Origin of the sequence: Streptomyces sp. NPDC102278, from assembly GCF_044766345.1 — a bacterium.
Taxonomy (GTDB): Bacteria; Actinomycetota; Actinomycetes; order Streptomycetales; family Streptomycetaceae; genus Streptomyces.
In genome coordinates, this window is record NZ_JBIWLV010000007.1 from 16187 (window position 1) to 40992 (window position 24806).

Below are 24806 nucleotides of genomic sequence, written 5' to 3' on the forward strand. Positions count from 1 at the left end.
ACGCGGACGCCGTGCCGCGTTCGGACCTCCGCGGGCCCCGGCCGCGGCCCGCGGTGTCACCCTTGAGGCATGGCATCGAGCATCGAACGGCAACCGGACACGGGCCCGCACACCGAGCGGGAACCCGCGCCCGCCGAGACCCCCGGCCTCGTCCTGGTCGTCGACGACGACCCGACCGTCTCGGAAGTGGTGGCCGGCTACCTGGAAAGGGCCGGATACCGCGTCGTGCGGGCCGCCGACGGCCCGACCGCGCTGCGGGCCGCGCAGGAGCACCGGCCCGACCTGGTCGTCCTCGACCTGATGCTCCCCGGCATGGACGGGCTCGAAGTCTGCCGCCGACTGCGCGCCCACCGGGACGGGTCCCCTCCCGTCCCGGTGGTCATGCTCACCGCTCGCGGAGACGAGGACGACCGGATCCTGGGCCTGGAGGTCGGCGCCGACGACTACGTCACGAAGCCCTTCAGCCCGCGCGAGCTCGTCCTGCGCGTGCGGTCGGTCCTGCGCCGGGCGGCCGCGACCGCCGTCCCGAACACCGGACCCCTGCGCGCCGCGGCCGGTCTCGCCATGGACCCGGCCGCCCGCCGGGTCACCAAGAGCGGCGTCGAACTCGCCCTCACGCTCAGGGAGTTCGACCTGCTCGCCTATTTCCTGGGGCACCAGGGGCAGGTCTGTGACCGGGAGCGGCTGATGCGCGAGGTCTGGGGCTGGGACTTCGGCGACCTGTCCACGGTCACCGTCCACGTCCGCCGGCTGCGCGGCAAGATCGAGGACGATCCGGCGAATCCGCAGCTGATCAGGACCGTGTGGGGCGCCGGATACCGCTTCGAGACGGGCCCGGACCCCGCCCGGGGCGCGGCGAGCGCCTCGGACGCCTCCGCCGCCACGGGTGCCTCGATCGTCGGGAGGGAGGACGGCCATGCGTGACCTGCTGCTCATCGCCCTGTACGCACTCCTCGGCGCGGGCGCCGCCGGGCTCCTCGGGGCAGTGGCCCTGCGGATACTGCGCAGCCGCAGCATCGCCGTGTCCCTCGCGGTCGTGGCGGCCGTGGCCGTCTCGGCCATGCTGGCCGGAACGCTCGCGGTGGCGTGGGCGATGTTCCTGTCCTCCCACGACCTGGCCGTGGTGACCACCGTCGTCGCGACGGCCGCCGTCGTGTCTCTCGCCACCGCCCTGCTGTTGGGCCGTCAGGTGGTGCTGCGCTGCCGTGAACTCGTACGCGCGGCCGGAGAGTTCGGAGACGTGGGGACCTTCACGCCCCCCACCGTGCCCGCCCCCGCCGAACTCACCGCACTGAGCCGCGAACTGGACCGGACCGGCGCGCGCCTCGCGGCCTCCCGCGAACGAGAACGCGCCCTGGAGACCTCGCGGCGCGAACTCGTGGCCTGGATCTCGCACGACCTGCGCACTCCGCTCGCCGGCCTGCGCGCGATGTCCGAGGCGCTGGAGGACAACCTCGTGGCCGATCCGACCCGCTACCACCGGCAGATGCGCGCCGAGGTGGAACGCCTCAACTCGATGGTCACGGACCTGTTCGAGCTGTCCCGCATCCACGCCGGCGCCCTCAGCCTGAGCCCCACCCGACTGTCCGTCTACGACCTGGTGGGCGACGCGCTTGCGGGTGCCGACGCCCTGGCCCGCCAACACGGGGTGCACCTGGCCGGCGAGGGCGTGGCCCGGCTGCCGGTGGAGGTCGACGGCAAGGAGATGACACGGGTCCTGTCCAACCTGCTCGTGAACGCCATCCGACACACCCCCGCCGACGGCACGGTCGCGATCGCCGCCGAGCGCCGGGCCGGCGCGGTGGTGGTGTCGGTCACCGACGCCTGCGGCGGCATCCCCGAGGAGGACCTCCCGCGCGTCTTCGACACCGGTTGGCGCGGCGCCCCGGCCCGCACTCCTCCGTCGGGGGCGGGCCTGGGCCTCGCGATCGTCCGGGGCATCGTCGAGGCCCACGCGGGTCAAGCCGACGTCCACAACGTGCCCGGCGGCTGCCGCTTCGAACTGACCCTGCCGGCCCCGGTGTAGCCGGCGACCCGTTCGAGCCGCAGACCGCCGGCGCCCTGGCCGCGGCCCCGCCCGTCACGCTCCATCCGCAGGCGGAGGTCGGCCCGTCGCGCGGACAGTGGATCATCAGTCGGGACAACCGCATGATCACCGCGCAGGAGGAAGCATGGAACCACGAGTGGTGGACCGCCCCGAGAAGTCCCGGTACGAGATCCTCGCCGGAGCGGACGGGACCGAGACGGCCGGCTTCGCCGAGTACTTCCTCTCGGAGGGCGAGATCGCCTTCATCCACACCGAGACCGAGCCCCGCTTCGCCGGTCAGGGCCTCGGCGGGCTGCTCGCCCGCGGCGCCCTCGACGACGTCCGGGCCCGCAAGCTGGACGTCCTGCCGTACTGCCCCTTCATCCGGGGGTGGATCGGCAAGCACCCGGAGTACACGGACCTGGTTCCCGAGGGACGTCGGGAACAGTTCGGCCTCTGAGCGGTGCCCTGCCCGACCCCCGGGGGACCCGCAGCACGGGCCCCGCAGCACGGGTCCGGCCCGCCGGCGCGGTGGTGCGCGGGCGGGCCGGGGCGGGCCGTTCGGGCCGTTCGGATCAGTGGATGACGCTGAAACTGCGCCAGGGGAGGGTGTCGGGAGCCGTCACGTTCGACAGGGTGGTCGCGACGTAGATCCCGTCGGCCCGGTCGGTCTTCTCGCAGTTCGGCGTCCGGTACAGGACGACATCGACGAGGGTGTTGTTCTCCACGTGGGTGGCGCCCCTGGGGATGGCGATCTTGTGGCATCCCTTGACCGGGGTGTTCGAGTAGCTCAACTCCACCGGCGACTCGTGGCCGCGGAAGGTGAGCATGCCGACGGTGCTCCGGCCCAGGCCCGAGCAGGCGGTGGCGGCCAGCAACAGTGCTGCGGCCCCGGTGATGACGCCGATACGCCGACTGTGGGACATGGCGCGGTCCTCGTCTGTGCGGTGATGGGGTCCTTGCGCACAGCCTGCACCGGCGTGGGGCGGACGGCATCCGCTGTTCCGCCGGCCGGATGAACCGGGCGCCCATCGGGCCCACCGCGCCCGGCGCGTCCTCACGAACCCGTACCCGCCCCGCCCCGTGCCGACCCCGCCCCGCGTCGCCGGAGGATCAGGGAGCCACGGGCAGTCGGCGCTTGTGATCGGTCAGCCGGTAGCGGCCGACGATGGTGGCGAAGGTCGACTCGTCCACCGGCTTGCCCTCCAGGAAGTCGTCGATGTCGTCGTAGGTGACACCGAGGGCGTCCTCGTCGGTCTTGCCCGGGTCGAGGGTCTCCAGATCGGCCGTCGGGATCTTCCACACCAGCTCGGCGGGCGCGCCCAGGGCGTCCGCGACGGCGCGTACCCGGCGCTTGGTCAGCCCGGTCAGCGGGACCAGGTCCGCGGCGCCGTCACCGAACTTGGTGAAGAACCCCGACACCGCCTCCGCCGCGTGGTCGGTGCCGACGACCAGGCCGTCGTGCGCGCCGGCCACCGCGTACTGGGCGATCATGCGCTGCCGGGCCTTGATGTTGCCGTGCACGAAGTCCTGGTGCCGGGCGTCGCGGAAGTTCACACCGGCGGCCAGCGAGGCCTCCAGGGCGGCATCGCTCGCGGGCTTGACGTCCACGGTCAGCACGTGGTCGGCCCGGATGAAGGAGAGCGCGAGCCGGGCGTCGTGCTCGTCGGCCTGCACCCCGTAGGGCAGCCGCATCGCGTGGAACCGCGCCTCGTGCCCGGCCGCCCGGGCCCGCTCGACGGCGAGCTGGCACAGCCGACCGGCGGTGGTGGAGTCCACGCCGCCGCTGATGCCGAGCACGAGGCAGCGCAAGCCCGTGGAGGTCAGCCGCTCCGCGAGGAAGGCCACACGGCGTTCGATCTCCCGCTCGGCGTCGAACGTCTCGGCGACCTCCAGTTCCCGGGCGATCTCCTGTTGAAGGGCGATGGACGCCGGCTCGCTCACGTCTGCTCCTTGATCCTGTTCACGATGTGCTGTCGCGCCACCCTACCCAGGGCCCCCGGGGAGGTCTTCGGCGTGTCCGGTTCGCCCGGCGGGGCCTCAGCGCCGTACGCGCCGCGCGGTGACGTCCAGCACGTGGACGCAGCGCAGCAGCCTGGCCCGGGCGCGGGGCGCGTCCGCGGCCGGAACGACGATCTCGCAGAGCGCGGGAGCTCCGTCGGGCGTCCGGAAGGTCAGCTCCGTGACGCACAGGCTGTTCAGCACGGTCACGATGCGGGAGAGGGCGTGGCCGCCGTCCCGGAGCGTGACGGTCAGGGCGTACGAGTCCCTCTCCGAGTCCCGCGGCGCGGCCACCTCGGCGGGGGAGTCGGACCGGTGTGCGGCGATGTCGAGGGCGGGGAGGGTGTCGGCGAGGGTCATGGGGGCGGGCTCCTGTCCTGGGAGGCGGAACGGGCCGAAGGCGACCGCCGGTCGCGGGAGGCGGTCGGGGTCCGTTGCCGGGGTCGGCGGTGGGAGTCGGAGAGGCGGTGGGAGGGGTGGTGGGCGGGGGCGGAAACAAGAAAGACCCCTCGCGGATGCGAGAGGTCTGCGTGGGGCGGTGGGACCGAGGGCGAATCGCTCGGTCAGTCCCGGGCCCGCACGCGGGCGCCGATAATCAACTGGTGCGGCATGGCGGGGAGTCTGCCACGAGTATCCCGGCCCGCGGCGTCGCATCTCAGCATGCGGATGCAGGCGCCCGTCCGAGCCCGGTGGTGACCGTGGCGGAGCGCCCGACGACCGATTACGACGCGGCGTCACTCCGCCGCGACATCCGGTCGAGGCCCAGGTCGAGAGCGAGGCCGGCGTCGCCCAGGCCGAGGACCGCGTCCAGGTTCCCGTTGCGATCGGTCGCCGCGGGGCGCGCGGCCAGCGGCACCAGCACCGTGATGCGCTTGCCGCCCGCGGGAAGGAGGGTGACGGTCACGCTGTGCGACAGGCGCTGGATCAGGGGCCAGCCGAAGCCCCCGGCGAGGAACGCCCCGGCCTGGCGGGGCAGGGTGACGGGACGGTCACCGCTGGGGTCGGTGATGCTCAGCCGCAGGCCGTTCTCCGACACCGAGGCACTGAAGCCGGTGATGCCACCGCCGTGCCGGATGGCGTTCGTCGCCAGTTCCGAGGTCACCAGGAGCGCGTCGGTCAGGACGTCGTCCCCGTCCGGGCCGACACCGGCGAGACCCGCGGATCCCAGCAGGAACCGCACCCGGTCCCTGGCCTCCATGGCGGTGTGCGGAACGGGCTGCTCCGGTCCGTTCATGTCGTATCGCACGTTCACCTCCTCATCGGTCCCGTCAGGCGCGGACGCTACTCGACTGCCCTGTACCCGCGCCGGCAATCGCAGGGGCAAACACCAGTGCCCTCCACGGCCCGCCGATCACGGTCGACGACGCTGGGACGGGACGGTCATGACCATGGCCTCGGCCAGCGTGGGGGCCGCGGCGAAGACCTGGGAGGCGCCCGTGATGTCGAGCAGCCGGCCCAGCCGGGGCGGCACCACCCCGGCCAGGATCACAGGACGGTTCAGGGCGGGCTGGAGCATGACGCTGAGCGTCGTCGAGTCCGCGAAGGTGACCCCCGCGACGTCCAGGACGTAGCGGGTCACGCCGGCGGCCTCGGGGTCCAGGGCGCTGCGCAGCTCGTCCACGTTGTCCATGTCGAACTCGCCCGCCATCACGACGACGCGGACGTCGCCCTCGGAACGCGTCGCGACGTGACACCGCGCGTCATCGCCACCCGGGAACGAGTGAGCGTCCATGTGCTCCACCTTTCTCTCTCTCCGATGTCGGTTGATCCGACCGCACCGGTGGTCGCACGGGTCGTACCCGTCGCATCGGTTGTACCGGTCGAATCAGACGGACCGCGGCAGTTTCACCACGGTGACGAAGAAGTCGTCGATCTGTTGGATGGCCCGGATGAACTGGTCGAGGTCCACCGGCTTGGTCACGTAGGCGTTGGCGTGCAGCTTGTAGCTGCGCAGGATGTCCTCCTCGGCCGCCGACGTGGTGAGGACGACCACCGGGATGTGGCTCAACTCGGGGTCGCTCTTGATCTGTTCGAGGACCTGCCGACCGTCGTACTTGGGAAGGTTGAGGTCGAGGAGGATCAGGTCGGGGCGCGGGGCGTTCGTGTGCTCGCCCCTGCGGTACAGGAAGTCCAGCGCCTCCAGACCGTCCCGGACGACGTGCAGCGTGTTGCCGATCTTGTTGTCCTCGAAGGCCTCACGGGTCATGAGCTCGTCACCCGCGTCGTCCTCGACGAGCAGGACTTCCGCCGGCTGGGTCTGCGACCTGGGGTCAGGGGTGCTCATGCGGTACTTCCTTCGGTGGTCGGTGCGGTCACGGGCGCGGGCACGGTCACGGGCGCGGGCACGGTCGCGTGCGCGTTCGCGGAGCCGGAATCGGCGCCTGAATCGGAATCGGCCGCTGAGTCGACCGCGGACCCGCCGTGGCCGAGTACGGGCAGGGTGAAGACCATCCGCGTCCCGTCGGTGTGGGCGGTGTCGATCCAGATGCGACCGCCCGCGTGCTCGACGATCTTCTTGCAGAGCGACAGGCCGATCCCCGTGCCGCCGTAGGTTTCCCGGCCGTGCAGGCGCTGGAAGATGACGAACACCTTGTCCGCGAACTCGGCCGGGATCCCGATGCCGTTGTCCGTCACGGTGAAGGTGTGGAAGCCGGGTTCGGCCTCGGATCCCTCCTCGTCGCCGCGCAGGGCTATCTCGACGCGCGGGGGGCGGTCGGGGGAGCGGAACTTCACCGCGTTGGCGACGAGATTCTGCCAGAGCATGGTGAGCAGGGTGGGGTCGCCCGACACCGGGGGCAGGCTCGTCGGCCGCACGATCTCGGCCCCGCTCTCCTCGACGGCGGCGGCCAGGTTGCGCAGGGCCCGATCGACGGTGCCGTCCAGGGCGACGGTCTCCCGCGCGTCCTGGACCCGGCCCACCCGGGAGAACGTGAGCAGGTCGTTGATCAGGACCTGCATGCGCTTGGCGCCGTCCACGGCGAAGCCGATGTACTGGGTGCCCCGCTCGTCGAGCCGGTCCCCGTACCGCTTCTCCAGGAGCTGGCAGAACGAGGCGACCTTGCGCAGCGGCTCCTGGAGGTCGTGTGAGGCGACGTACGCGAACTGTTCCAGCTCGGCGTTGGAGCGGCGCAGCTCCACGGCCTGGGCGTCGAGGTCCGCGGCGGTCCGCTTCAGCTCCTCCGCGTTGCGGCGGGACGCCGTCAGCTCGGCGACCGTGCGGCGGCGCATGGCCTCCACCGCGCGGGCGAGCGAACGCAGGTCGGAGGGCCCCCGCTCGGGGATCTCCTCGTCGAACGCGCCGCCGGCCACCCGCCGGGACGCGGCCCGGACCTCGCTCAGCGGCCGAACGACGCTCACCTGCAGGAGCACGGCGAGGCAGAGGCCGGTCAGCAGGAAGGCCGCGACGATCGCCAGCAGGACGTGGTCGCGTTCGGAGCGGGCCTGCGCGAAGGTGGTGCGGGCGTCGGACTGCACGCTGTCGAGCCGAATCTGCTGGGTCTTGATCCGCGCGCGGACCTCGTCGAAGCGGTTCTTGCCCAGTTGGACCGAAGGCCCGCTCGTCCCGGCCTTCCCCGCCGCGAGGGTGGGCGAGGCGAAGGAGTCCTGCCAGGTACGCGCGGCCTCCTCGACGGCCGTCAGGTCGGCCAGGGCCGCGCCCTCGTCGTCGAGCAGCGTCGCCAGTCTCCGGGACGAAGCGCGCTCGTTCTCCAGACCGCGCTCGTACGGCTCCAGCAGCCCGGGGTCGCGCGTCAGCAGGTAGCCGCGCACTCCGGTCTCCTGGTCCAGCAGGGCGGACTCCAGCCGCAGGGCCTCCCGCTGGGCCGGCGCGATCCGGTCGACGAGCCGATCGCCGGCCGCCGTCGTGTTCGACAGCAGGGCGGCGCCGACCACGGCGGTGGCGACGACCATCACGCCGAGCAGGGCCAGCACGGCCATGAACCACGCGCGCAGGCTCAACCCCGTACGGCCGGTACGGGGCGGTGTCGGGGTGTCTGTCCGGTCCGGGGTACTCACGAGGAGGTGTTCCATTCGAGGTGGAGTACGGCGACGTCGTCGGCCAGGCCCCCGCTGTCCGCGGCCAGGCTCTGGGCGGTGTGGATGAGGGTGTCGACGAAGGCGTCCGCGGGCAGATCGTTGTGCTTGCGGGCGATGTCGAGCAGCCCGTCCTCGTCGAGGCGGTCCGAGCCGGAGCCGATCCGCCCCTCGATCAGCCCGTCGGTGAAGAGCATCACGGCCCCCGCGTTCTCGACGGCGACCTCGACGACGGGCCAGCGGGTGTCCCAGTCGGGCACGATGCCCAGCGCGGGACCGCCGGGCACCTCCTCCAGTCGCACTCCCGCCGAGGAGCGGACCAGGAAACCGGGGTGGCCGGCGCGCTGCACGCTGATGTGCGGCGAGCCCGGCGGCCGGGTGAGCGCGATGAGCGTGGCGAAGATCTCGGGCCCGGAACGCTCGGCGACCAGGATCTTCTCCAACAGTTCGAGGAGGTCCTGACCGCGGGCGCCGGCCATGACGAACGCCCGCCACGCCACGCGCAGGCACACGCCGAGGGCCGCCTCGTCCGGGCCGTGGCCCGAGACGTCACCGACGACGGCGTGCGTCGCCCCGTCCGGAGTCTGGACGACGTCGTAGAAGTCACCGCCGAGGAGCGCCTGGGCCCGCCCGGGCCGGTAGCGGGCACAGACCGAGACGGTGTGGTCCAGCAGGAGCGGAGTCGGCAGCAGGCCGCGTTCCAGTCGGGCGTTCTCCTCCGCGCGCAGCCTGCTCGCCTGGAGGGAGGCCGCCGCGAGTTCCGTGTGCTTGCGCTGGATCGCGTAGCGGATGGCGCGCATGAAGACGTCTGCCTCCAGGCGGCCCTTGACCAGGTAGTCCTGCGCCCCCGCCGCGACGGCGGCGAGACCGGCCTGCTCCTCGGAGAGACCGGTGAGGACGACCACGGCCGCTTCGGCGGCGTTGGCCAGCACCTTGTTCAGGGCGTCGAGCCCGTGGGCGTCGGGCAGGTGCAGGTCCAGCAGGACGCACTGCGGCGCCTCGCCCTTCAGCCGGGGCAGTGCCTCCGCCAGGGAACCCGCGCGGCCGAGCCGGACGTCGACCCCGCTGTCCGCGACCAGCTCCTCGACGAGGAGGGCGTCACCCTCGTCGTCCTCGATGAGCAGGACACGCGGGGGCAGACCGCTCCACAGCGCGCGGGAGCGGTCCTCCTCGATCGACGTGGCCTGCCGAGGCGGGCTCACCACTGCGCGTGACAGCGGTTGCGTATTGTCTGCAGGGTGCGAGGACCCCAGGCCGAGAGCGCTCCCCATGGCGTTGCGTTTCCCCTCTCGCCACACAGCGCGCAGGCCCGACGGGCGCCTGGTGCGTCCGAAGCGAGACTAGAGCGATCATTTGCCATCGGGCAATATTTTAACTGGTCAATCATCCGGGTCTGACCAGTCGCCCGGATCCGCCGGCCGCCCGTCGAGGACGTCAGGCCGTGTCGGACAGCCGGGTGGCCCGCGACGGTTCGGTACCCGCCCCCCGTGCGGTCGGCTCCCGAGCCGCGGCCCCGTGCGGGGCCGGCGTCGCCCCGGCGCCCGGCGCCCGGGCCCCCGCGGCGAAGAGGTCCGCCGCCGCCTGCCGCAACCCCGTCAGGCCCACGATCAGCGCCTCGATCGCCGCCGGTTCCATCAGGTCGAGCACGGCGGACAACTCCCGCAGTCGGATCGCCCGGTACTCGTCCAGCAGGAGCCTGCCCTGTCGGGTCGGGTGCAACTCGACCTCGCGCCCGCTGGTCCGGCTGCGCGAGCGGGTCAGCAACCCCATGGCCTCCATCCGGTCGCATAGCCGCGTCACCGACGGCGGTCGGGAGCCGAGCATCGCGCCCAGGGTGCGCAGGTTGATGCCCTCCGTCCGCTCCACGACGAGCAGCGCGCGCAGCTGTGAGGGGGATATCGCGGGTGTCGCCGCGTCCTGGCCGCGCGCCAGCAGCACCTCGAGGAGCTCCGCGACCGCGACGGTCGTCACGGAAGGGTGCGCTTCCGTGCCGGGTCGACCGTCGAGAGGGGGCATGGGGCCCACTCTGCCACCGCCGCGCCCCGGATGTCGCTTCCGCCCGGTCCCGACCGACACGGTGGAAGATCGGCGGGCCACGCCCGTCCGGCCCCGGAACCAGGCGCCCGGGGCGGGGTTCGCGGCGCACCGGTACGCCCGGGCCCGCGACGCGTGTGAGACTCCTCTACCGGATGCTCACACCGCGTCCACACCCACGACCAGGAGAGGCAGGCCGCACCCCGTGCCCCCAAGTGATTCGGTGGAGCGCATCCTGCGCGCCGCGGCACCCCACGAGCTGCTCGACGAGGTCCGCGCCCTGCTGGTCGCACGCCACGGAGCGCTGTCCGTCGAGCTGCTGCTGGCCGACTACGCCATGACCCGCCTGCGGCCCCTGACCACGCCGCCGCACGACGCCGAGCCGGTGTCGGTGTACTCCACGGCGCCGGGCCGGGCCTTCGGCGCGCAGGAGCCGTACCTCGTGGCCGGCGGCGAGCGGGTCACCGTCCACCTGCCGGTGAGCGTGCGCGGCGATCGGCTCGGAGTGCTGAGCGTCACGTTGCCCGAGGGCGCCGGTACGTCCGAGGTCAGGGACGACCTTGGGCAGGTGGCCGACGCGCTCGGCCACGAGCTCCTCGTGGCCGAACGGGACACCGACCTCTTCCGTCAGGCGCGGCGCACGGAACGGCTGACCCTCGCCGCCGAGATGCAGTGGCAGCTGCTCCCGGGCCGCTCCTGCGCCCGCCCCGAGTACAGCCTCGGCGCGCAGCTGGAGCCCGCCTACGCCATCTACGGCGACTGCTTCGACTGGTCGACCTCGGCCGACCGCCTGTCCCTCGCCGTCAACAACGGCATGGGCGAGGGGATCGACGCCGCGCTGCTGACCAACCTGGCCGTCAACGCCGTGCGCAACGCCCGCCGCGCCGGGCTCAACCTGGTCGACCAGGCCTGCCTCGCGGATCAGGCGGTCTACGGGCAGTACCGGGGGGAGCGCCATCTGGCGATGCTGCTGCTCGACTTCCACCTGGACACCGGACGCGTCGAGATCGTCGACGCGGGGTCGCCGAGGATCTGGCGGTTGCGCGACGGGAACGTCGACGCCGTCGAACTGGACGCCCAGCTGCCCCTCGGGATGTTCGAGGACACGGTCTACACCTGCCAGGACTTCCGGGTCGAACCGGGGGACCGGCTCCTGCTCGCGAGCGACGGGGTCTACGACGTGGCCTCGCCGGCCGGCGAGGCCTACAGCCTGCGCGCCCTCGCCCGGGCCATCACCAGCACCCGTCTCCTGCCGCCCTCCCAGGTACCGGGGGCGATCCTGGAACACCTCGCGGGCCACCGGGGCGCCGGCGTCGAGTCCACCGACGACGCCACGGTGCTGTGCCTGGACTGGGCGGGCCGCCCGGGGGAAGAGGCCTGACGCCCGCCCACCGGGCCACCCGCCGGGCGGCCCGGTGTCACACCTCGACCTCGGACCAGAAGGAGGCCATGCGGTCCTGGACGGCCTTGAGGGTGACCCGGAGCTCGGCGAACCCGGGCGCCGAGCCGTAGACGGTACCCAGGATCCACTCCGTCCCCGCCCGCCAGTCCGCCCGCCACCCCGGGGTGATCCCGACGTCCACCAGATCGACGCCGGGGATGTCGTAGAGGTCGTCGAGGAGCTCGTCCCCGCCGGGGACGCAGGCGTCCGACGGCGGGGAGACGAGGTACTGGAAGGCGACCCTGCGGTCGGACCCGTCGAGCCCGAGCACCGGTTCGGGCGGGTCGAAGGCGCCGAGCGCCGCATCGACGGCGTGGCCCAGCAGGTCGACTCCCGACGAGCGCTTGAGGATGTCCGAGATGCCGCCGCCGATGCGGCCGTTGACCTCGATCACCCGGGGACCCCCGGGGGTGAACTTGATCTCCGTGTGGGTCACCCCCTCACGGACGCCGAGCGCCCGCAACGCCCGCCGCTCCAACCGGACCACCTGCTCGACGAGGTCCGCGGGGAGTTCGGCCGGGACGAACAGCCCGGTCTCCCGGAAGGGGAAGGCGAGCGGCAGCTTGCCCGTGACGCCCACCGTCCTGGTGTCGCCGTCCCTGGTCACCGACTCGACCGAGACGTAGTCGCCCCAGAAGTCCCCCACCGCCGAGGGGTCGCCGACCAGGTACTCCTCCAGCACGTACGCGCGGGGCCGCGCCACCCCGTCGGTGAACTCCGCGTACCGCGCCGCGAGTTCCTCCGCACTGTCCACCCGGCAGGTGTCCGTGCTGCTGCACCCCGCCCGCGGCTTGATGACCGCGGGCAGCCCGGTGGCCGCCAGCGCCGGGGCGAGGTCCCCGGCGGAGCGGATCAGTCGGCACGCGGTGCTCTGGACCCCGGCCGACGCCAGGGCCCGGCGCTGGCGGAACTTGTCCACCAACACGTCCGCGGTGTCGGGTTCGTGGAACGGCAGGCCGCACGCCTTCGCCGCGACCGCGGTCGCCCGGAGCAGCGAATCGCTGAACGTCACCACCCCGTCGGGCGCCAACCCGGCGACGAGCGCGCACAGTTGTGCCTCCGTCAGCCCACGGGTGTCCACCACCCGGGTGGTCCTCGACACCGGGGCCAGATCCGCGGCGACCAGCGGGTCGCCCAGATCGCCGAGGAACACCACCGCGCAGCGCCCCCGCGCGGTGTCCAGGAGCCCCAGCGGGGTGGCCGCGCCGCGCCCGTACAGGACGGCCAACACGGGCGGGTCCCCGGCCCGCGCCGCGCCCCCGGGGCCGTGGGCGGGCCTCATGCGCGGTACGCCCTTTCGGGGTCCGGTGCGCGGTCCGGGCCGAACGAGCTCCGCTCGGCGGCGACGGAGGCGTGCTCCCACGCCTCGCGGTCCCGGAGGTAGAGCGGCCCGTCGGCGACGATGGACCGCGTCACGGCCGTTCCCGCCCCGAGCCGCCAGCGGACCGTGCCGGTGACGCCCTGCGAGCAGACGTCGACGAAGGCCTGGCTCGCGCGCCGCAGGCCGTCGAACCAGCGGCCCTCCACGGCCTCGCGCACCCAGATCTGCTCCTGGTGCATCTTCTCCCGGATGGTCTCCGCGGGCAGCGTCGCCGTCTCCAGGTGACGGTGGGAGCGCAGCAGCAGGGTCGCCGCCGGCATCTCCCTGACCTCCAGGACCTTCTGTCCCGCGGCCAGGTGCTCCAGCCCGGAGTACCGGCCGATGCCGTGCGCCCCGACCCGCCGGTTGAGCGTCTCGACGAGGTCCGTCAACGGCAGGGGGCGACCGTCCACCGAGACGGGCCGGCCCCGGTCGAAACCGATCTCGATCTCCTCCGGGCCCGTCCCGGGCCGCGGCACGCTCCACCGGTACAGCTCCTCCGGTACGGCGTGGTCCTCGGGGTCGTCGAGGATTCCCGACTCGAACTCCCGACACCACAGGTTGGAGTCGCCGCTGACCAGCCGCTCGTTCAACTGGTCGAGCCCGGCCTCCTTCAGCTCGTGCATCTTGCGGTCCCGGTCGACGGGGGTCAGGTCGTACGGGCTGCCGTGGCGCCCGGCGAACCCGAGCAGGTCCAGGGCCCCGTTGAGTCGGCGCAGGGTGTTCTGCGAGCGGTTCGCGGTGTGCAGGACCGTTTCGGCACCGAGTCGGCGCGCCGTGTCCACGGCGATCTCGGCGATCAGCGGCCGGCTCAGCGAGCTGCTGATCGGGTGGGTGTCGAGGTACACGGCGTGCGCGGCGATCGCGGGGCGGACGTACTCCTGCGCGAACCTCTCGCGGGCATCCACCAGGTGCAGCCGGACGCCGAGTTGGTCGGCGATCGCCTGCTTGCACGCGCTGCTCTCGTCCTCGCCGAGATCGACGCTGAGCGCGTGCACGTCCCGTACGCCCGCCCGGACCAGCCGCAGCAACAGGTACGTGCTGTCGAGCCCGCCGCTGAAGAGGGTGACGACGGGGGAGGACACGTCGGGCGCGTCGAGACGGAGGTCGTCGAACGAGCGGATCGGGGTCCGGGGTCTCACTGTTCGTCCTCCCGCCGCTCGGCGAGGGCGGCACTGAACCCCGCGACGGTGGGTTCGTCGAACACCAGGTGCATCGGCACCTCGAAACCGAGCAGTTTCTCCAGCTTCCGGGTCGCGCGGATCACCTTGAAGGAGTCCCCGCCGACCTCGAAGAAGTCGTCGTGCAGGCCGATCGCCGGCAGGGCGAGGGCCTCGCACCAGACGTCGGCGACGAGTTTCTCCACCTCGCCCGCCTCGGCGGCGGGCGTCTCCAACGCGGTGGTGGCCGGCAGCGCCGTGAGCGCCCGGCGCGTCAACAGGGCACGGTCGAGCTTGCCGTTGGCGGTCAGCGGCAGCTCCGCCAGCCCGGTGAGGGCGGCCGGGACCATGTACCCGGGAAGCGCGCGGCGCAGTGCCTCGCGGACGGCCGCGGCGGTGCCCTCCGGGTCGGCGCCCGGCTCGGTCACCAGGAAGCCGACCAGGCGTGCCTCGCCGCCGGACCCGCTCGCGACCACGGCCGCCTGGCGGACGCCGGGCACGCGCAAGGCCGCGGACTCGATCTCACCGAGCTCGATGCGGTAGCCCCGCACCTTCACCTGGAGGTCCACCCGGCCGAGGAACTCCAGCCCTCCCACCGGATGGCTCCGCACGAGGTCCCCGGAACGGTAGAGGATGTCGCCCGGATCGCCGAGGTGGTCCGGGACGAACCGCTCGGCCGTCAGCTCGGGTCGGTCGAGGTAGCCCAGGGCGAGACCGGCGCCGCCTATGTACAACTCGCCCGGCTCCCCGTCGGCCACCGGACGGCCGTCCTCGTCGAGGATCCGCAGCGTGGTGTCCTCGATGGCCGGCCCGATGTACACGGTCTCCAGTTCCGTGTCCCGCGGCAAAACCCACGCCGTGCAGTAGATCGTGCACTCGCTCGGGCCGTACAGGTTGGTGAGCGGCGCGGTGGACCGGGCGTGGAAGCGGCGCACCAGCCCGGGGCCGAGCGGCTCCCCGCCGGTGAGGACCCGGCGCAGTCCGTCGAAGCGTTCCTCCGGGCCGCGGGCCGACAGGAACAGGTCGAGCAGGGAGACCACGCAGTAGAAGGTGGTGACGTGCGCCTCGCGGAGCGTCCGCGCGAGGTAGTCGGCGTCGCGTTGGCGGCCCGGCGCCGCGATCACCATCGTGGCACCGGTGATCAGCGGCCAGTACACCTCGATGAGGAACATGTCGAAGCTGCACGCGGTGTGGTGCAGCATCCGGTCGTCCTCGCCCAGCCCGTGGGCGCGCTGGAGCGCCCTCAGGCGACTGGCGATCGCCCGGTGCGGGATGAGGGAGGCCTTGGGGCGGCCGGTGGAGCCCGAGGTGTAGATGGCCACCGCGGGCCGCTCGGCCAGGTCGGCGGCGGGCTCGAACGCGCCGACCGGCTCCTCGGCCGCGCACTCCTCGACCGTCACCACCTCGACGTCGAGCCCGGCGGGGAACCGGGACCGAAGGGCCGAGGTGGTGATCAGCAGCCGGGGCCGGCAGTCGGCCAGCATGTCGAGGGTGCGCTCCACCGGATCGTCGGTGTCGAACGCGACCTGGGCGGCGCCGGAGATGACCACACCGCTCACGCCCACCACGAACTCCGCGGAGCGCTCCAGGTAGACCGCCACCCGGTCGCCGGGACGCGCCCCCCGCCGCCGCAGCAGCGAGGCGACCCGCAGGCAACGGTCCCGGAGCGCGCCCGCGGTGATCTCCCGGTCGCCGTCGATGACGGCGACCCGCTCGGGGGCGCCGTCCCACCGTCTCAACAGCAGGGTGTCGAGCCGGTCTTCGGCCGGTTCGAGAAGGGTGGCCATCACGCGTGTTCCCATCGGTGTGTGGTGTGTGTCCGCTCCGCCGCCCGCGGCGGGCCCTGCGGTGTCGTCAGTCGGATTCCGGGAGGGCCTCGGCGAGCGCCGCCGTGAGTTCGCGGACCGTGGAGGCGTCGAAGAACAGCTCGATGTCCAACTCGGCGCCCAGTTCGGCCTGGAGCTTGGAAGCCAGGCGCATCGCCCGCAGCGAGTCGCCGCCGAGTTCGAAGAAGTCGTCGTCGAGCCCGACCTCGGGCAGGGAGAGCACGTCCCGGAACAGCTTCGCGACCAGTTCCTCCCGCCCCTGTGCCTCCGCGGCGCCGACGACCTCCGGCGCGGGGGCGTCCGTCGCCCCCTCCGGCGCGGGCAGCGGCGCCCGCAACGCGAGGAGATCCGTCTTGCCCGCCGGAGTCAGCGGCAGTTCGGCCAGCCCCACGAAGGTTTCCGGAATCATGTACGACGGCAGCCTGCGTCGCAACTCACTCGCCAACCAGGCGGGTTCGAGCACGGCGGCGCGCTCCGTCGGCACGGTCCACGCGACCAGCCGACCGTCCCGCACGGCCACCGCGGCGCCCGCCACCGCGGCCAGGTCCAGGAGCACCGCCTCGATCTCGCTCGGCTCGATGCGGTACCCGCGCAGCTTCAGCTGGCGGTCGATCCGGCCGAGGACCTCCACCCGGCCGTCGGGCAGCACACGGGCGTGGTCGCCGGTGCGGAACATCCGGGTGCGCCCACCGGTGAACGGGTCGCCGACGAAGCGCTCCGCGGTGAGTTCGGGAAGGTTCCAGTAGCCCTCGGCGACCCCGTCGCCACCGATGCACAGCTCGCCCACGCAACCGATCGGCAGCAGGGCGTCGGCCGGGTCGAGCACGCGCAGCACGGTGTTGGAGAGGGGACGCCCCACCGTGACCCGCACGGTGTCCTTGCGGATCTCCTCCACGCTGGAGTAGACGGTGGTCTCGGTGGGCCCGTACATGTTCCACACGCTCGACCCGCGCTCCGTCAACGGGGCCGTCAGGTCCGGCGGGAACGCCTCGCCGCAGCTGTAGAGCCGGGGCCGGTCCACGCCCTGCCAACCGGAGTCGAGCAGCGCCCGGTACCGGGACGGGGTCGCCTGGAGGGCCGTGATGCCGTGCTGCTCGACGTACCGGTCCAGCTCGGTGCCGCTCAGCCCCAGCGAACGGTGTCCGACGTGCACGGTCGCCCCGACGGCCAGCGGTACGAGCAGCTCGGCCAGCGAGGTGTCGAAGGTCAGCGTGGTGAGGGCCAGGAACCGGTCCTCGGCCGTGAGCCCGGGGTGGCGGAACGCCAGAGCGTCCACGAGGTTCGCGAGCGCCCGGTGGCCGACCGCCACGCCCTTGGGGTTGCCGGTGGAACCCGAGGTGTAGATGAGGTAGGCGAGCCCGTCCGGGTCCGCTTCGGGCAGGACCGCCGGGTCGGGCCGGGTGCCGTCCTCGCCGGCGTCCGGCGCGAGCGTCTCCCGGGACAGGTCGAGCACCGTGCCGGCCCAGGACTCCGGGCCCGGCAGCGGCGTGCCGTCGGTGAGGACCAGCGCGGGGGCCGCGTCCTGCAGCACGTACGCGATCCGGTCCGCCGGGTGCGACGGATCGAGCGGCACGAAGGCGGCGCCCGCCCGCGCGACGGCGAGCAGCGCGGTGACCAGGTCGGCGCCCCGACCGAGGCAGACCGCCACCCGGTCGCCGCCGCGCACCCCGAGGGCGACCAGCCGCAGGGCCAGCGCCGTGGCCCGCGCGTCGAGTGCGCGGTAGTCGTACGTGGTCGATCCGGCGACCACGGCCGGGTGGTCGGGGCGGTCGCGGACGGCCGCGCCGATCAGGTCGGCCAGGAGCGCGCGCGGCGGGGTCCGGTCGACCTCGGCGCCGTTCCAGCGGTCGAGCTGGAGCGCGCGCACCGGCTCGGGGACGGCGAGGAGTTCGCGTACGGGCGCCTGCGGCCGGTCGGCGAACCGGGTGAGGACCGTCGCGACGTGGGCGAGCAGCGCCTCGGCCTCGCCCTCGTCGAAGCGGGCGGAGTCCACGACCGCCTGGAGGTGGGTGTCCCGCCCGGTCCGCACGACGAGGGTCACCGCGTAGTTCGTGCGGGTCTCGTAGCGGACGTCGGTGATGACCGCGCCGCCGGAGAGCACGGCCCGCGACTCGTCCGGGTAGTTCTCGAACACGACCACGGAGTCGAAGAGCGCGACGCCCGGTTGCAGTCCGGCCCACCGCTGCACCTCGGTCAGCGGGGTGTGCTGGTGCTCCAGGATGGGGTGCCGGGCCTGCGCGTACCGCGACAGCCAGGCGTCCGCGGGCAGGTCCGGCTCGATCCGGGCGCGGGTCGCGACGGTGTTGATGAACATGCCGATCATCTCGGCGGCCCGGTCCAGACCGGCCGGGCGACCGGAGACGGTGACACCGAAGACCACGTCCTGCTTGCCGCTGTACCGGGCCAGGGTCCCGGCCCACGCGGCCTCGACCACGCTGCCGAGCGTGGTGGAGCGGGACGCCGCGAGCGCCCGCAGCCGGTCGGTGGTCGCGGCCGGCAGGGTCGTGGAGACCCTGCGGTAGTCGCCGGACGGGCGGGCCCCGGGACGGGTTCCGGGGAGCGTGAGGGTGGCGGGCTCCCGGTAGCCGGCGAGGTGCCCGGTCCAGAACTCCCGGTCCCGGTCCGCGTCCTGACCGCGCAGCCAGGCGATGTACTCGCGAAACGGCGGGGGCGCCGGGCGACCCGGGTCCGCGCCGCCGAGCGTCGCGGTGACCTCGGCCATCAGCAGGGCCGCCGACCAGCCGTCGAGCAGCAGGTGGTGGTAGGTCCACACGAGGAGGTGCTCGTCCGGGAGGCGCAGGACGAGCAGCCGCATCAGCGGCGGGCGGGTCAGGTCGAAGGGCTCGCGGCGCCTGCGGTCCAGCTCGCCGGCGATCTCCGTGTCGCGGGCGGCCCCGTCGAGGTGCGACAGGTCACGGAAGTCGACGGGCACCTCCGCGGTGGGCAGGACCACCTGGCGCGGTGCGCTGATCCGCTCGTGGACGAACGCGGTGCGCAGGACGGGATGGCGGGCGGCGGCGGCCCGCCAGGCAGCGGTGAGGCCCTGGACGTCGAGGTCCCCGCTGACGCGGAAGGTGGTGAGCTCCACGTAGAGGCCGTGCTCCGGAGAGGTCGTGCTGTGGAAGAGCATGCCCTCCTGGGCAGGCGAGAGCGGGTAGATGTCCTCGATGTCGTTCATTTCTTGTCCTCTCCGAACCCGAACAGGTTCATGACCTGTGCCAGGTCCTCGGTGCTGAGATCGGCGTCCGGGAAGGCGCCGGTGTCCGCGCGGGGCGGTGCCTCGGCGACGGGGGCCGGTGGTCCGGACCCCGGGGTCCCGGGCGCCGCGGGTCCCCCGGAGGCGGCGTCGGCCGCGTCGCGGAGGTGGGCGGCGAGGCCGCCCGCGGTCGGGTGGGCGAACAGGTCGCTCGGCGCCACGGCCAGGCCGATGCGCTGGAGTTCGGCGGTGATCTGCACGATGGTCAGGGAGTCCGCGCCCAGCTCGAAGACGCTGTCGTCGGCGCCGATCCGGGGCACGCCCAGCATCCGGGACCACACGTCGGCGATCCGCTGCCCGATGTCGTCCGGGTCCACGGGGCGCGCGGTGTCCTCGGGGGAGTCCGGGGAGTCCGGGCGGGCGACCACCGCGCCGGCCGCCGATTCGGCGCCGGCGCCGGGCAGCGGGTGCGCGAGGCCGGCGCGCGGGCTCACCAGCACGTGCGGCAGGTGACGGTTGGCGAGGATCCGTTCGAGGGCGAGCAGACCCCGCCCGGTCGCGATGCCGCCGGTGTCGCCGGTGTCGCCGGGCCGGCCGGGCGCACCCGGGCGGTCCACGCCGGCGGGCGCGGTGACCGCGCGCAGCACGAAGCCCTCCACCGACGTCAGCGGGGAGCCGTCCGGGGCGGTGAGGAACACGTCCGCGACCAGGGTGTCGTCGCCGGCCGGGTCCCCGGACCGCATGACCACGTGGGCGCGCAGCGCGTCGCCGAGGTCCCGATGGACGATCACGCGCCGGTAGGCGACCGGCAGGTGGCGACCCGACAGGCCCGCCGCGGCGCCCGTCGCCACGTCCAGCAACGCCGGGTGCAGCGGATGCGCGGAGAGGTCGCCGTGGAACGCCTCGGGCAGGCGCATCGTCAGCAGGGCCTGCGCGTCACCCCGGTGGATCCCGTCGAGGCAGTCCCACCGCGGGCCCGTGGTCAGCCCCACGGCGCCGGTGGCGCCGTCGCCCCCGGCCGGGGCGACCGGGCGCCGCACCGCGCCGGTCGGCGCGCCTCCGTCGAGGGCCGTCCCGTCGGTGATCGTCCCGTCGGGGGCCGTCCACTCGGGGGCGGGGCCCTCGTACGGGGCGATCCGGCCCTGGCCGTGCGGACGGGCGGACGCGGACGAGCACACCTCCCAGTCGTGCCCCCCGCCCGCGGCGGGACGCAGCCGTACGGTCACCACCGTCGGCCGGCCCTCCGGCAGCCACAGCGGCAGGGTGAACACGGCGTCCAGCTCCACCGGCCCCGGACCCGCCACCAGACGGTGCGCCGCGACGGCGAGGTCGAGGAGCGCCGTACCGGGCAGCACGGGCTCACCCGACAGCCGGTGCTCGGCGGACAGCCAGTCGGTGTCCGGGCCGGTGCGCAGCCTCAGCGCGGTCCAACCGTCCCCGCCGGTGTGGCGGGCCTCGAACAGCGGGTGGTCCAGCGGGTCACCGGCGTCGTCCGGGGTGCTCCCGAGGGCGTGGCGCAGTGCCATCCCGGTCTCGGACCAGCGGTCCCAGCCGATGGACACGAGGGTGTCGTCGGTGTGCGCGTAGCTGTCCAGGAAGGCGTTGGCACCGCTGTAGTCGGCCTGCCCGGCGGCGTCGGTGACGGCCAGGACCGAGGAACACAGCACGACGGCCGGCCGGTCCTCGGCCGTCAGGCGGTGCAGCAGGAGGGTCCCGCGCACCTTGGGGGCCAGTACCGCGGCCACGTCCCGCCGGGTCCGCAGGGCCATGGTGCCGCCGCCCGGCAGGCCGGCGGCGTGCACGATCCCGGCGATCGCGCCGTGTGCGGCGCGGATCCGGCCGAGGGCGGACTCCAGTTCCCCGGCATCGGTGACGTCGCACTGCACGAGGCAGACGGCCGCCCCGTGCGCGGTCAGTTCGGCCAGGGCCCTGGCCTGCTCCGGCGGGCAGTCGGGGGCGGCGGCGGCGCCCGCGGGCCTGATCGTGGTCCAGCCCGGGCCGTCCGGCACCGGGCGTCGGCCGACCAGCAGCAGCGTGCGGCCGCCGTCCCGGGCGAGGCGCCCGGCGACGGCCAGGCCGATGCCGCCGAGACCCCCGGTGATCAGCCAACCGCCGCCCGGGAGAGCCGAGGTGGGCGAGACCGACGCCTCGTTCCCGGCGAGCAGCGCGGGCCGGTCCCAGCCGGGCACGAGCCGAGCCCGCCCCCGAACGGCGATCAGCGGCGCCGCCGGCCCCGCCGCCCGCAGCTCGACCAGGGCCGCGTCGGCGGCGCGTTCCAGCGCCGGGGCGTCGTGGGGCGCGCAGTCGAGATCGAGGGCGCCCAGGGTGAACCCGGGCAGTTCGCCGGGCAGCGCGCGTACGGCTCCCATGGCGGTGGCGGCCTGCGGGGTGCGGGGAGAGCGGCCGTGCACGCCGTGGGCCCCGTCGCTGACCAGCAGCATCCGTACCGGACGGCCGGGGAAGGCGGCGCTCAGGGCCTGCGCCAGCTCGGCGGGCACGGTGAGGGCGAGGAGGGCGCCCCGTTCCACCTCGGCGGGGTCGGCCCGCTCCGCGTCGAGGGCGTCGAGCGCCCAACAGGAGACGACCGTGTCGATCGCGTGGCCCTGTGCGGCCAGCTCATCGACCAGCGTCGAGAAGGCCCGGGGGTCCTCGGGGTCGACCACGCGCCCGGGCGCCCGCCCGCTCGCGGTGTCGTCGGCAGCGCCGTCGGGAGTGCGGGCGAGGGCCCGTACGGTGTGGACCTCGGAGCCCTCCCGCACGAGCCGCGCGGCGATCCGCCCGGCCAACCCGGTCTCGTCGGCGAGGAGCAGGACCGTGCCGGGGGCGGTGTGCGGGTCGGTGGCGGGCGGCGCGGTCTGGGACCAGGACGGCACACGGAACCACTCGTCCACGGAACCGGCGGACGCGGAGGCGGCCGGGGCGCCGGTGGACGCGGTGACGGCGGGTGCCGACGCCTCGGGACGGGGCCGGTCGCCCCGAGGGCCGCCCGTCGGCGTGAACCAGTGGCGGGCCGGTTCGAACGGGTAGCCGGGCAGCGGTACACGCCGCCGTCCCGCCCGCTCCCCGAGGGCGGACCAGTCGACGGCCACGCCCCGCTCCCACAACCCGGCGAGGGCGGCCAGCCGGGCCGGGGGACCGTCGGGGCCACGCGCGCCGGAGTCCGCGGCGTACAGGGACGGCAGGACGAGCCGCTCCGCACCCGCGGTCCGTCGGGCGAACCCCGACAGGGCCTGCCCGGGGCCCGCTTCGAGGAGTACGGCCCCCTCCGGCAGGGCGGCGAGCGCGTCCGCGAACCGTACGGTGCGCCGCATCTGCCGCACCCAGTACGCGGGCGACCGGGCCTCCCGCGCCGTCAGGGCGCGCCCGGTCAGGGTCGACACCACGGTGACGGCGGGCGCCTGCGCGGGCACCGAGGCCACCAGTTTCGTGAACTCGTCCAGCAGCGGGTCGGCGTGCCGGCTGTGGAAGGCGTGCCCGACGCCGAGCACACGGCCCGTCACCCCCTGGTCGGCCAGCAGCGCGGCGAAGCGGTCCACGGCCGCCGGATCGCCCGCCACCACGCAGCGGTCCGGCGCGTTGACGGCGGCGATCTCCGGCAACGGGGCGTCCGCGGGGTCGAGTTCCCGGCCGAGTCGGTCCAGGTGCGCCCGCGTCTCGCGCTCGGGCAGCGGCACCGCGAGCATCGCGCCCGGGGGCATGCCGCTCATCAGCCGCCCGCGCTCGGCGACCAGTCGCGCCGCGTCCCGGAGGGTGAACACCCCGGCGGCGCACGCGGCGGCGAACTCGCCGACGCTGTGCCCGACCAGCGCGACGGGGCGGATCCCCACGGCCGTCCACCACGCGGTCAGCGCGTACTCGACGGCGAAGAGCGCCGGTTGCGCCACCTCGGTGCGGTCGAACAGGTCCGGGTGCGAGGGGTCCAGCAGCAGCGCCCGGGGCGTCGCCCCGGTCCAGGGCTCCAACGCGTCCAGGGCGCGGTCCAGGGCCTCGCGGAACACGGGTTCCGCCTCGTACGGCTCGGCGGCCAGGCCGGGCGCCCCGGCGCCCTGGCCGGGGTACAGCAGGACGACGTCCGGCTCGCGTTCGGCGGCCCGGACGGGCCGGACCGCGGCGATCGGTCCGGCGGCGCCGTGGCGCGGCGCCAGGACCGCACCGCGCCAGGCGTGGGCGGTGCGCCCGGTCTGGAGGGTGTGCGCGGCGTCGGACAGGTCCGGCGCGCCGGGCGCGGCGAGCGCGCCGTCCAGCCGGGCGGCGGCCCGCTCCAGCGCCTCGGGCGTGCGCGCGGACAGCGGGAGCACCTCCCACCCGGTGGCCCGCGGCGCGGGCCGGGCGGGGCGCGGCAGTGGCGGCGGGTCCTGGAGGATCACGTGCGCGTTGGTGCCGCCGATCCCGAAGGAGCTGACGCCCGCGACGCGTTCGCCGTCGGGACGGGACCAGCCCTCGGGCGCCGTCAGGACGCGGAACCCGGTCTCGGCCAGGCCCTCGCTCGGCCGCTCGAAGTGCGCGGTGGGGACGAGCGTACGGTGTTGCAGACAGAGCACGGTCTTGATCAACCCGGCCATGCCGGCGCAGGTGTCCAGGTGCCCGACGTTCGACTTGACCGCGCCCAGCACCCGCTCCGCGTCCGGCGCGGATCCGAAGGCCCGTGCCAGGGCGGCCAGTTCGATGCGGTCCCCGAGCGCGGTGGCGGTGCCGTGCGCCTCCACGTAGGAGACCTCGGCGGGCGTGACCCCGGCGACGGCCTGCGCGGCCGAGATCACCCGGACCTGACCGTCCATGCCGGGCGCGGTGAACCCGACCTTGCGGGAACCGTCGTTGTTCACGGCGGAGCCCAACAGCAGCGCCCGCACCGTGTCACCGTCGGCCACCGCGTCGGCGAGCCGCTTGAGGACGACCGCGCCCACGCCGCTGCCGAACACGGTGCCGGTGGCGGACTCGTCGAAGGGCCTGCAGTGGCCGTCGGCCGACAGGATGCCGCCCTCCGAGTGCAGGTAGCCGTGCCCCTGCGCCACCCCCGCCGACACCGCGCCGGCCAGGGCCACGTCGCACTCGCCGCTGAGCAGCGCCTCGCTCGCCAGGTGCACGGCGACCAGCGCGGAGGAGCACGCGGTCTGCACGCTCATGCTCGGACCGGTGAGCCCGAGCCGGTACGAGGTCTGGGTGGCCAGGTAGTCCTTGTCGCCTGAGGCGAGCCACTGGACGTCCGCGCGGTCGCCCAGCTCCCCGGCATGGGGCAACAGGTGATGCGTGAGGTAGGAGTTGAAGCCCGCCGACGCGTACACGCCGATCGAACCGTCGAACCCCTCGGCCCGCTGACCGGCGTCCTCCAGCGCGGTCACCGCGCACTGGAGGAACAGCCGGTGCTGCGGGTCCATCAACGCCGCCTCGCGGGGCGGGATCCCGAAGTACTCGGCATCGAACTCGTCGATGCCGTCCAGGACACCGCCCGCCGGCACGAACCGGGGATCGGCCAGGCGCTCGGCCGGGACCCCGAGGGCGGCGAGTTCCCCGGGCGTACGGAAGGCGACGCTCTCCCGGCCGTCCACGAGGTTCGCCCAGAAGGCGTCGGCGTCGCGCGCGCCGGGGAACCGGCAGGCGAGGCCGATGACGGCGATCGCGTCCGGCAGGTCCGCCGAATCGGCGGATCCCGGTTCCCTGGTGTCCTGAATGGTCATGCGGTGTCTTCTCCTTCGGGCGTTCTCGGCCGCGGATCGGACCGACCGGCGAGGT

Annotated in this window: 18 protein-coding genes; 4 read left to right on the plus strand and 14 right to left on the minus strand. The window is 74.1% G+C overall.

Annotated features, from left to right (window positions below):
* Nucleotides 1-69: 69 nt before the first annotated feature.
* The 3 genes from ACIRO3_RS18720 to ACIRO3_RS18730 all read left to right on the plus strand — a co-directional run bounded on the left by ACIRO3_RS18720 (nucleotide 70) and on the right by ACIRO3_RS18730 (nucleotide 2486).
* Nucleotides 70-924, plus strand: coding sequence for a response regulator transcription factor (locus ACIRO3_RS18720; protein WP_404137859.1), 855 nt, complete (start codon nucleotides 70-72; stop codon nucleotides 922-924).
* Nucleotides 917-2026, plus strand: coding sequence for a sensor histidine kinase (locus ACIRO3_RS18725; RefSeq protein WP_404137861.1), 1110 nt, complete (start codon nucleotides 917-919; stop codon nucleotides 2024-2026). Before ACIRO3_RS18720 ends, ACIRO3_RS18725 begins: the two co-directional genes overlap by 8 nt.
* 145 nt (nucleotides 2027-2171) lie before the next feature.
* Nucleotides 2172-2486: a GNAT family N-acetyltransferase gene (locus ACIRO3_RS18730; protein WP_361780984.1), complete on the plus strand. Its 315-nt coding sequence runs from the start codon at nucleotides 2172-2174 to the stop codon at nucleotides 2484-2486.
* Nucleotides 2487-2601: 115 nt separating this feature from the next.
* On the opposite strand, the gene ACIRO3_RS18735 is transcribed toward ACIRO3_RS18730, so the two are convergent.
* The 9 genes from ACIRO3_RS18735 to ACIRO3_RS18775 all read right to left on the minus strand — a co-directional run bounded on the left by ACIRO3_RS18735 (nucleotide 2602) and on the right by ACIRO3_RS18775 (nucleotide 10075).
* The gene (locus tag ACIRO3_RS18735; RefSeq protein ID WP_404137865.1) at nucleotides 2602-2952 is read right to left on the minus strand and encodes a hypothetical protein; all 351 of its coding nucleotides are present in this window, start codon (nucleotides 2950-2952) and stop codon (nucleotides 2602-2604) included.
* Nucleotides 2953-3139: 187 nt separating this feature from the next.
* Nucleotides 3140-3970, minus strand: a complete 831-nt coding sequence (nadE, locus tag ACIRO3_RS18740) for an ammonia-dependent NAD(+) synthetase (protein WP_404137868.1) — start codon at nucleotides 3968-3970, stop codon at nucleotides 3140-3142.
* A gap of 96 nt (nucleotides 3971-4066) precedes the next feature.
* A complete protein-coding gene (locus ACIRO3_RS18745; RefSeq protein ID WP_365999537.1) occupies nucleotides 4067-4387 on the minus strand; it encodes a hypothetical protein in 321 nt (106 codons plus the stop codon).
* A gap of 361 nt (nucleotides 4388-4748) precedes the next feature.
* Complete coding sequence (locus tag ACIRO3_RS18750; protein ID WP_404137871.1) at nucleotides 4749-5273, minus strand: ATP-binding protein; 525 nt, start codon at nucleotides 5271-5273, stop codon at nucleotides 4749-4751.
* Nucleotides 5274-5378: 105 nt separating this feature from the next.
* Nucleotides 5379-5759 carry an STAS domain-containing protein gene (locus ACIRO3_RS18755; protein ID WP_361780969.1) on the minus strand — a complete coding sequence of 127 codons (381 nt, stop codon included), beginning with the start codon at nucleotides 5757-5759 and terminating at the stop codon, nucleotides 5379-5381.
* 93 nt (nucleotides 5760-5852) lie between these two features.
* Nucleotides 5853-6311: a response regulator gene (locus tag ACIRO3_RS18760; protein WP_404137874.1), complete on the minus strand. Its 459-nt coding sequence runs from the start codon at nucleotides 6309-6311 to the stop codon at nucleotides 5853-5855.
* Nucleotides 6308-7963, minus strand: coding sequence for an ATP-binding protein (locus ACIRO3_RS18765; RefSeq protein ID WP_404138492.1), 1656 nt, complete (start codon nucleotides 7961-7963; stop codon nucleotides 6308-6310). Before ACIRO3_RS18765 ends, ACIRO3_RS18760 begins: the two co-directional genes overlap by 4 nt.
* Before the next feature lie 74 nt (nucleotides 7964-8037).
* Nucleotides 8038-9261: a PP2C family protein-serine/threonine phosphatase gene (locus ACIRO3_RS18770; RefSeq protein WP_404137877.1), complete on the minus strand. Its 1224-nt coding sequence runs from the start codon at nucleotides 9259-9261 to the stop codon at nucleotides 8038-8040.
* 232 nt (nucleotides 9262-9493) lie between these two features.
* The gene (locus ACIRO3_RS18775; RefSeq protein WP_404137879.1) at nucleotides 9494-10075 is read right to left on the minus strand and encodes a MarR family winged helix-turn-helix transcriptional regulator; all 582 of its coding nucleotides are present in this window, start codon (nucleotides 10073-10075) and stop codon (nucleotides 9494-9496) included.
* 223 nt (nucleotides 10076-10298) lie between these two features.
* Here ACIRO3_RS18775 and ACIRO3_RS18780 point away from each other — a divergent pair, with 223 nt between their 5' ends.
* On the plus strand, nucleotides 10299-11474 hold the full coding sequence (locus ACIRO3_RS18780) for a PP2C family protein-serine/threonine phosphatase (RefSeq protein ID WP_404137881.1): 1176 nt from the start codon (nucleotides 10299-10301) through the stop codon (nucleotides 11472-11474).
* Between the two features lie 37 nt (nucleotides 11475-11511).
* On the opposite strand, the gene ACIRO3_RS18785 is transcribed toward ACIRO3_RS18780, so the two are convergent.
* From ACIRO3_RS18785 to ACIRO3_RS18805, 5 genes are all read right to left on the minus strand, one after another.
* Nucleotides 11512-12816 (minus strand): acetyl-CoA carboxylase biotin carboxylase subunit family protein, encoded by a 1305-nt coding sequence (locus ACIRO3_RS18785; RefSeq protein WP_404137884.1) that lies wholly within the window; start codon nucleotides 12814-12816, stop codon nucleotides 11512-11514.
* The gene (locus tag ACIRO3_RS18790; protein ID WP_404137887.1) at nucleotides 12813-14036 is read right to left on the minus strand and encodes an argininosuccinate synthase-related protein; all 1224 of its coding nucleotides are present in this window, start codon (nucleotides 14034-14036) and stop codon (nucleotides 12813-12815) included. Before ACIRO3_RS18790 ends, ACIRO3_RS18785 begins: the two co-directional genes overlap by 4 nt.
* Nucleotides 14033-15841 (minus strand): non-ribosomal peptide synthetase, encoded by a 1809-nt coding sequence (locus ACIRO3_RS18795; RefSeq protein WP_404137889.1) that lies wholly within the window; start codon nucleotides 15839-15841, stop codon nucleotides 14033-14035. The genes ACIRO3_RS18790 and ACIRO3_RS18795 overlap by 4 nt, the downstream gene beginning before the upstream one ends.
* 67 nt (nucleotides 15842-15908) lie before the next feature.
* A complete protein-coding gene (locus tag ACIRO3_RS18800) occupies nucleotides 15909-19058 on the minus strand; it encodes an amino acid adenylation domain-containing protein (RefSeq protein ID WP_404137892.1) in 3150 nt (1049 codons plus the stop codon).
* Nucleotides 19055-24751: an SDR family NAD(P)-dependent oxidoreductase gene (locus ACIRO3_RS18805; RefSeq protein ID WP_404137895.1), complete on the minus strand. Its 5697-nt coding sequence runs from the start codon at nucleotides 24749-24751 to the stop codon at nucleotides 19055-19057. Before ACIRO3_RS18805 ends, ACIRO3_RS18800 begins: the two co-directional genes overlap by 4 nt.
* Nucleotides 24752-24806 lie beyond the last annotated feature (55 nt).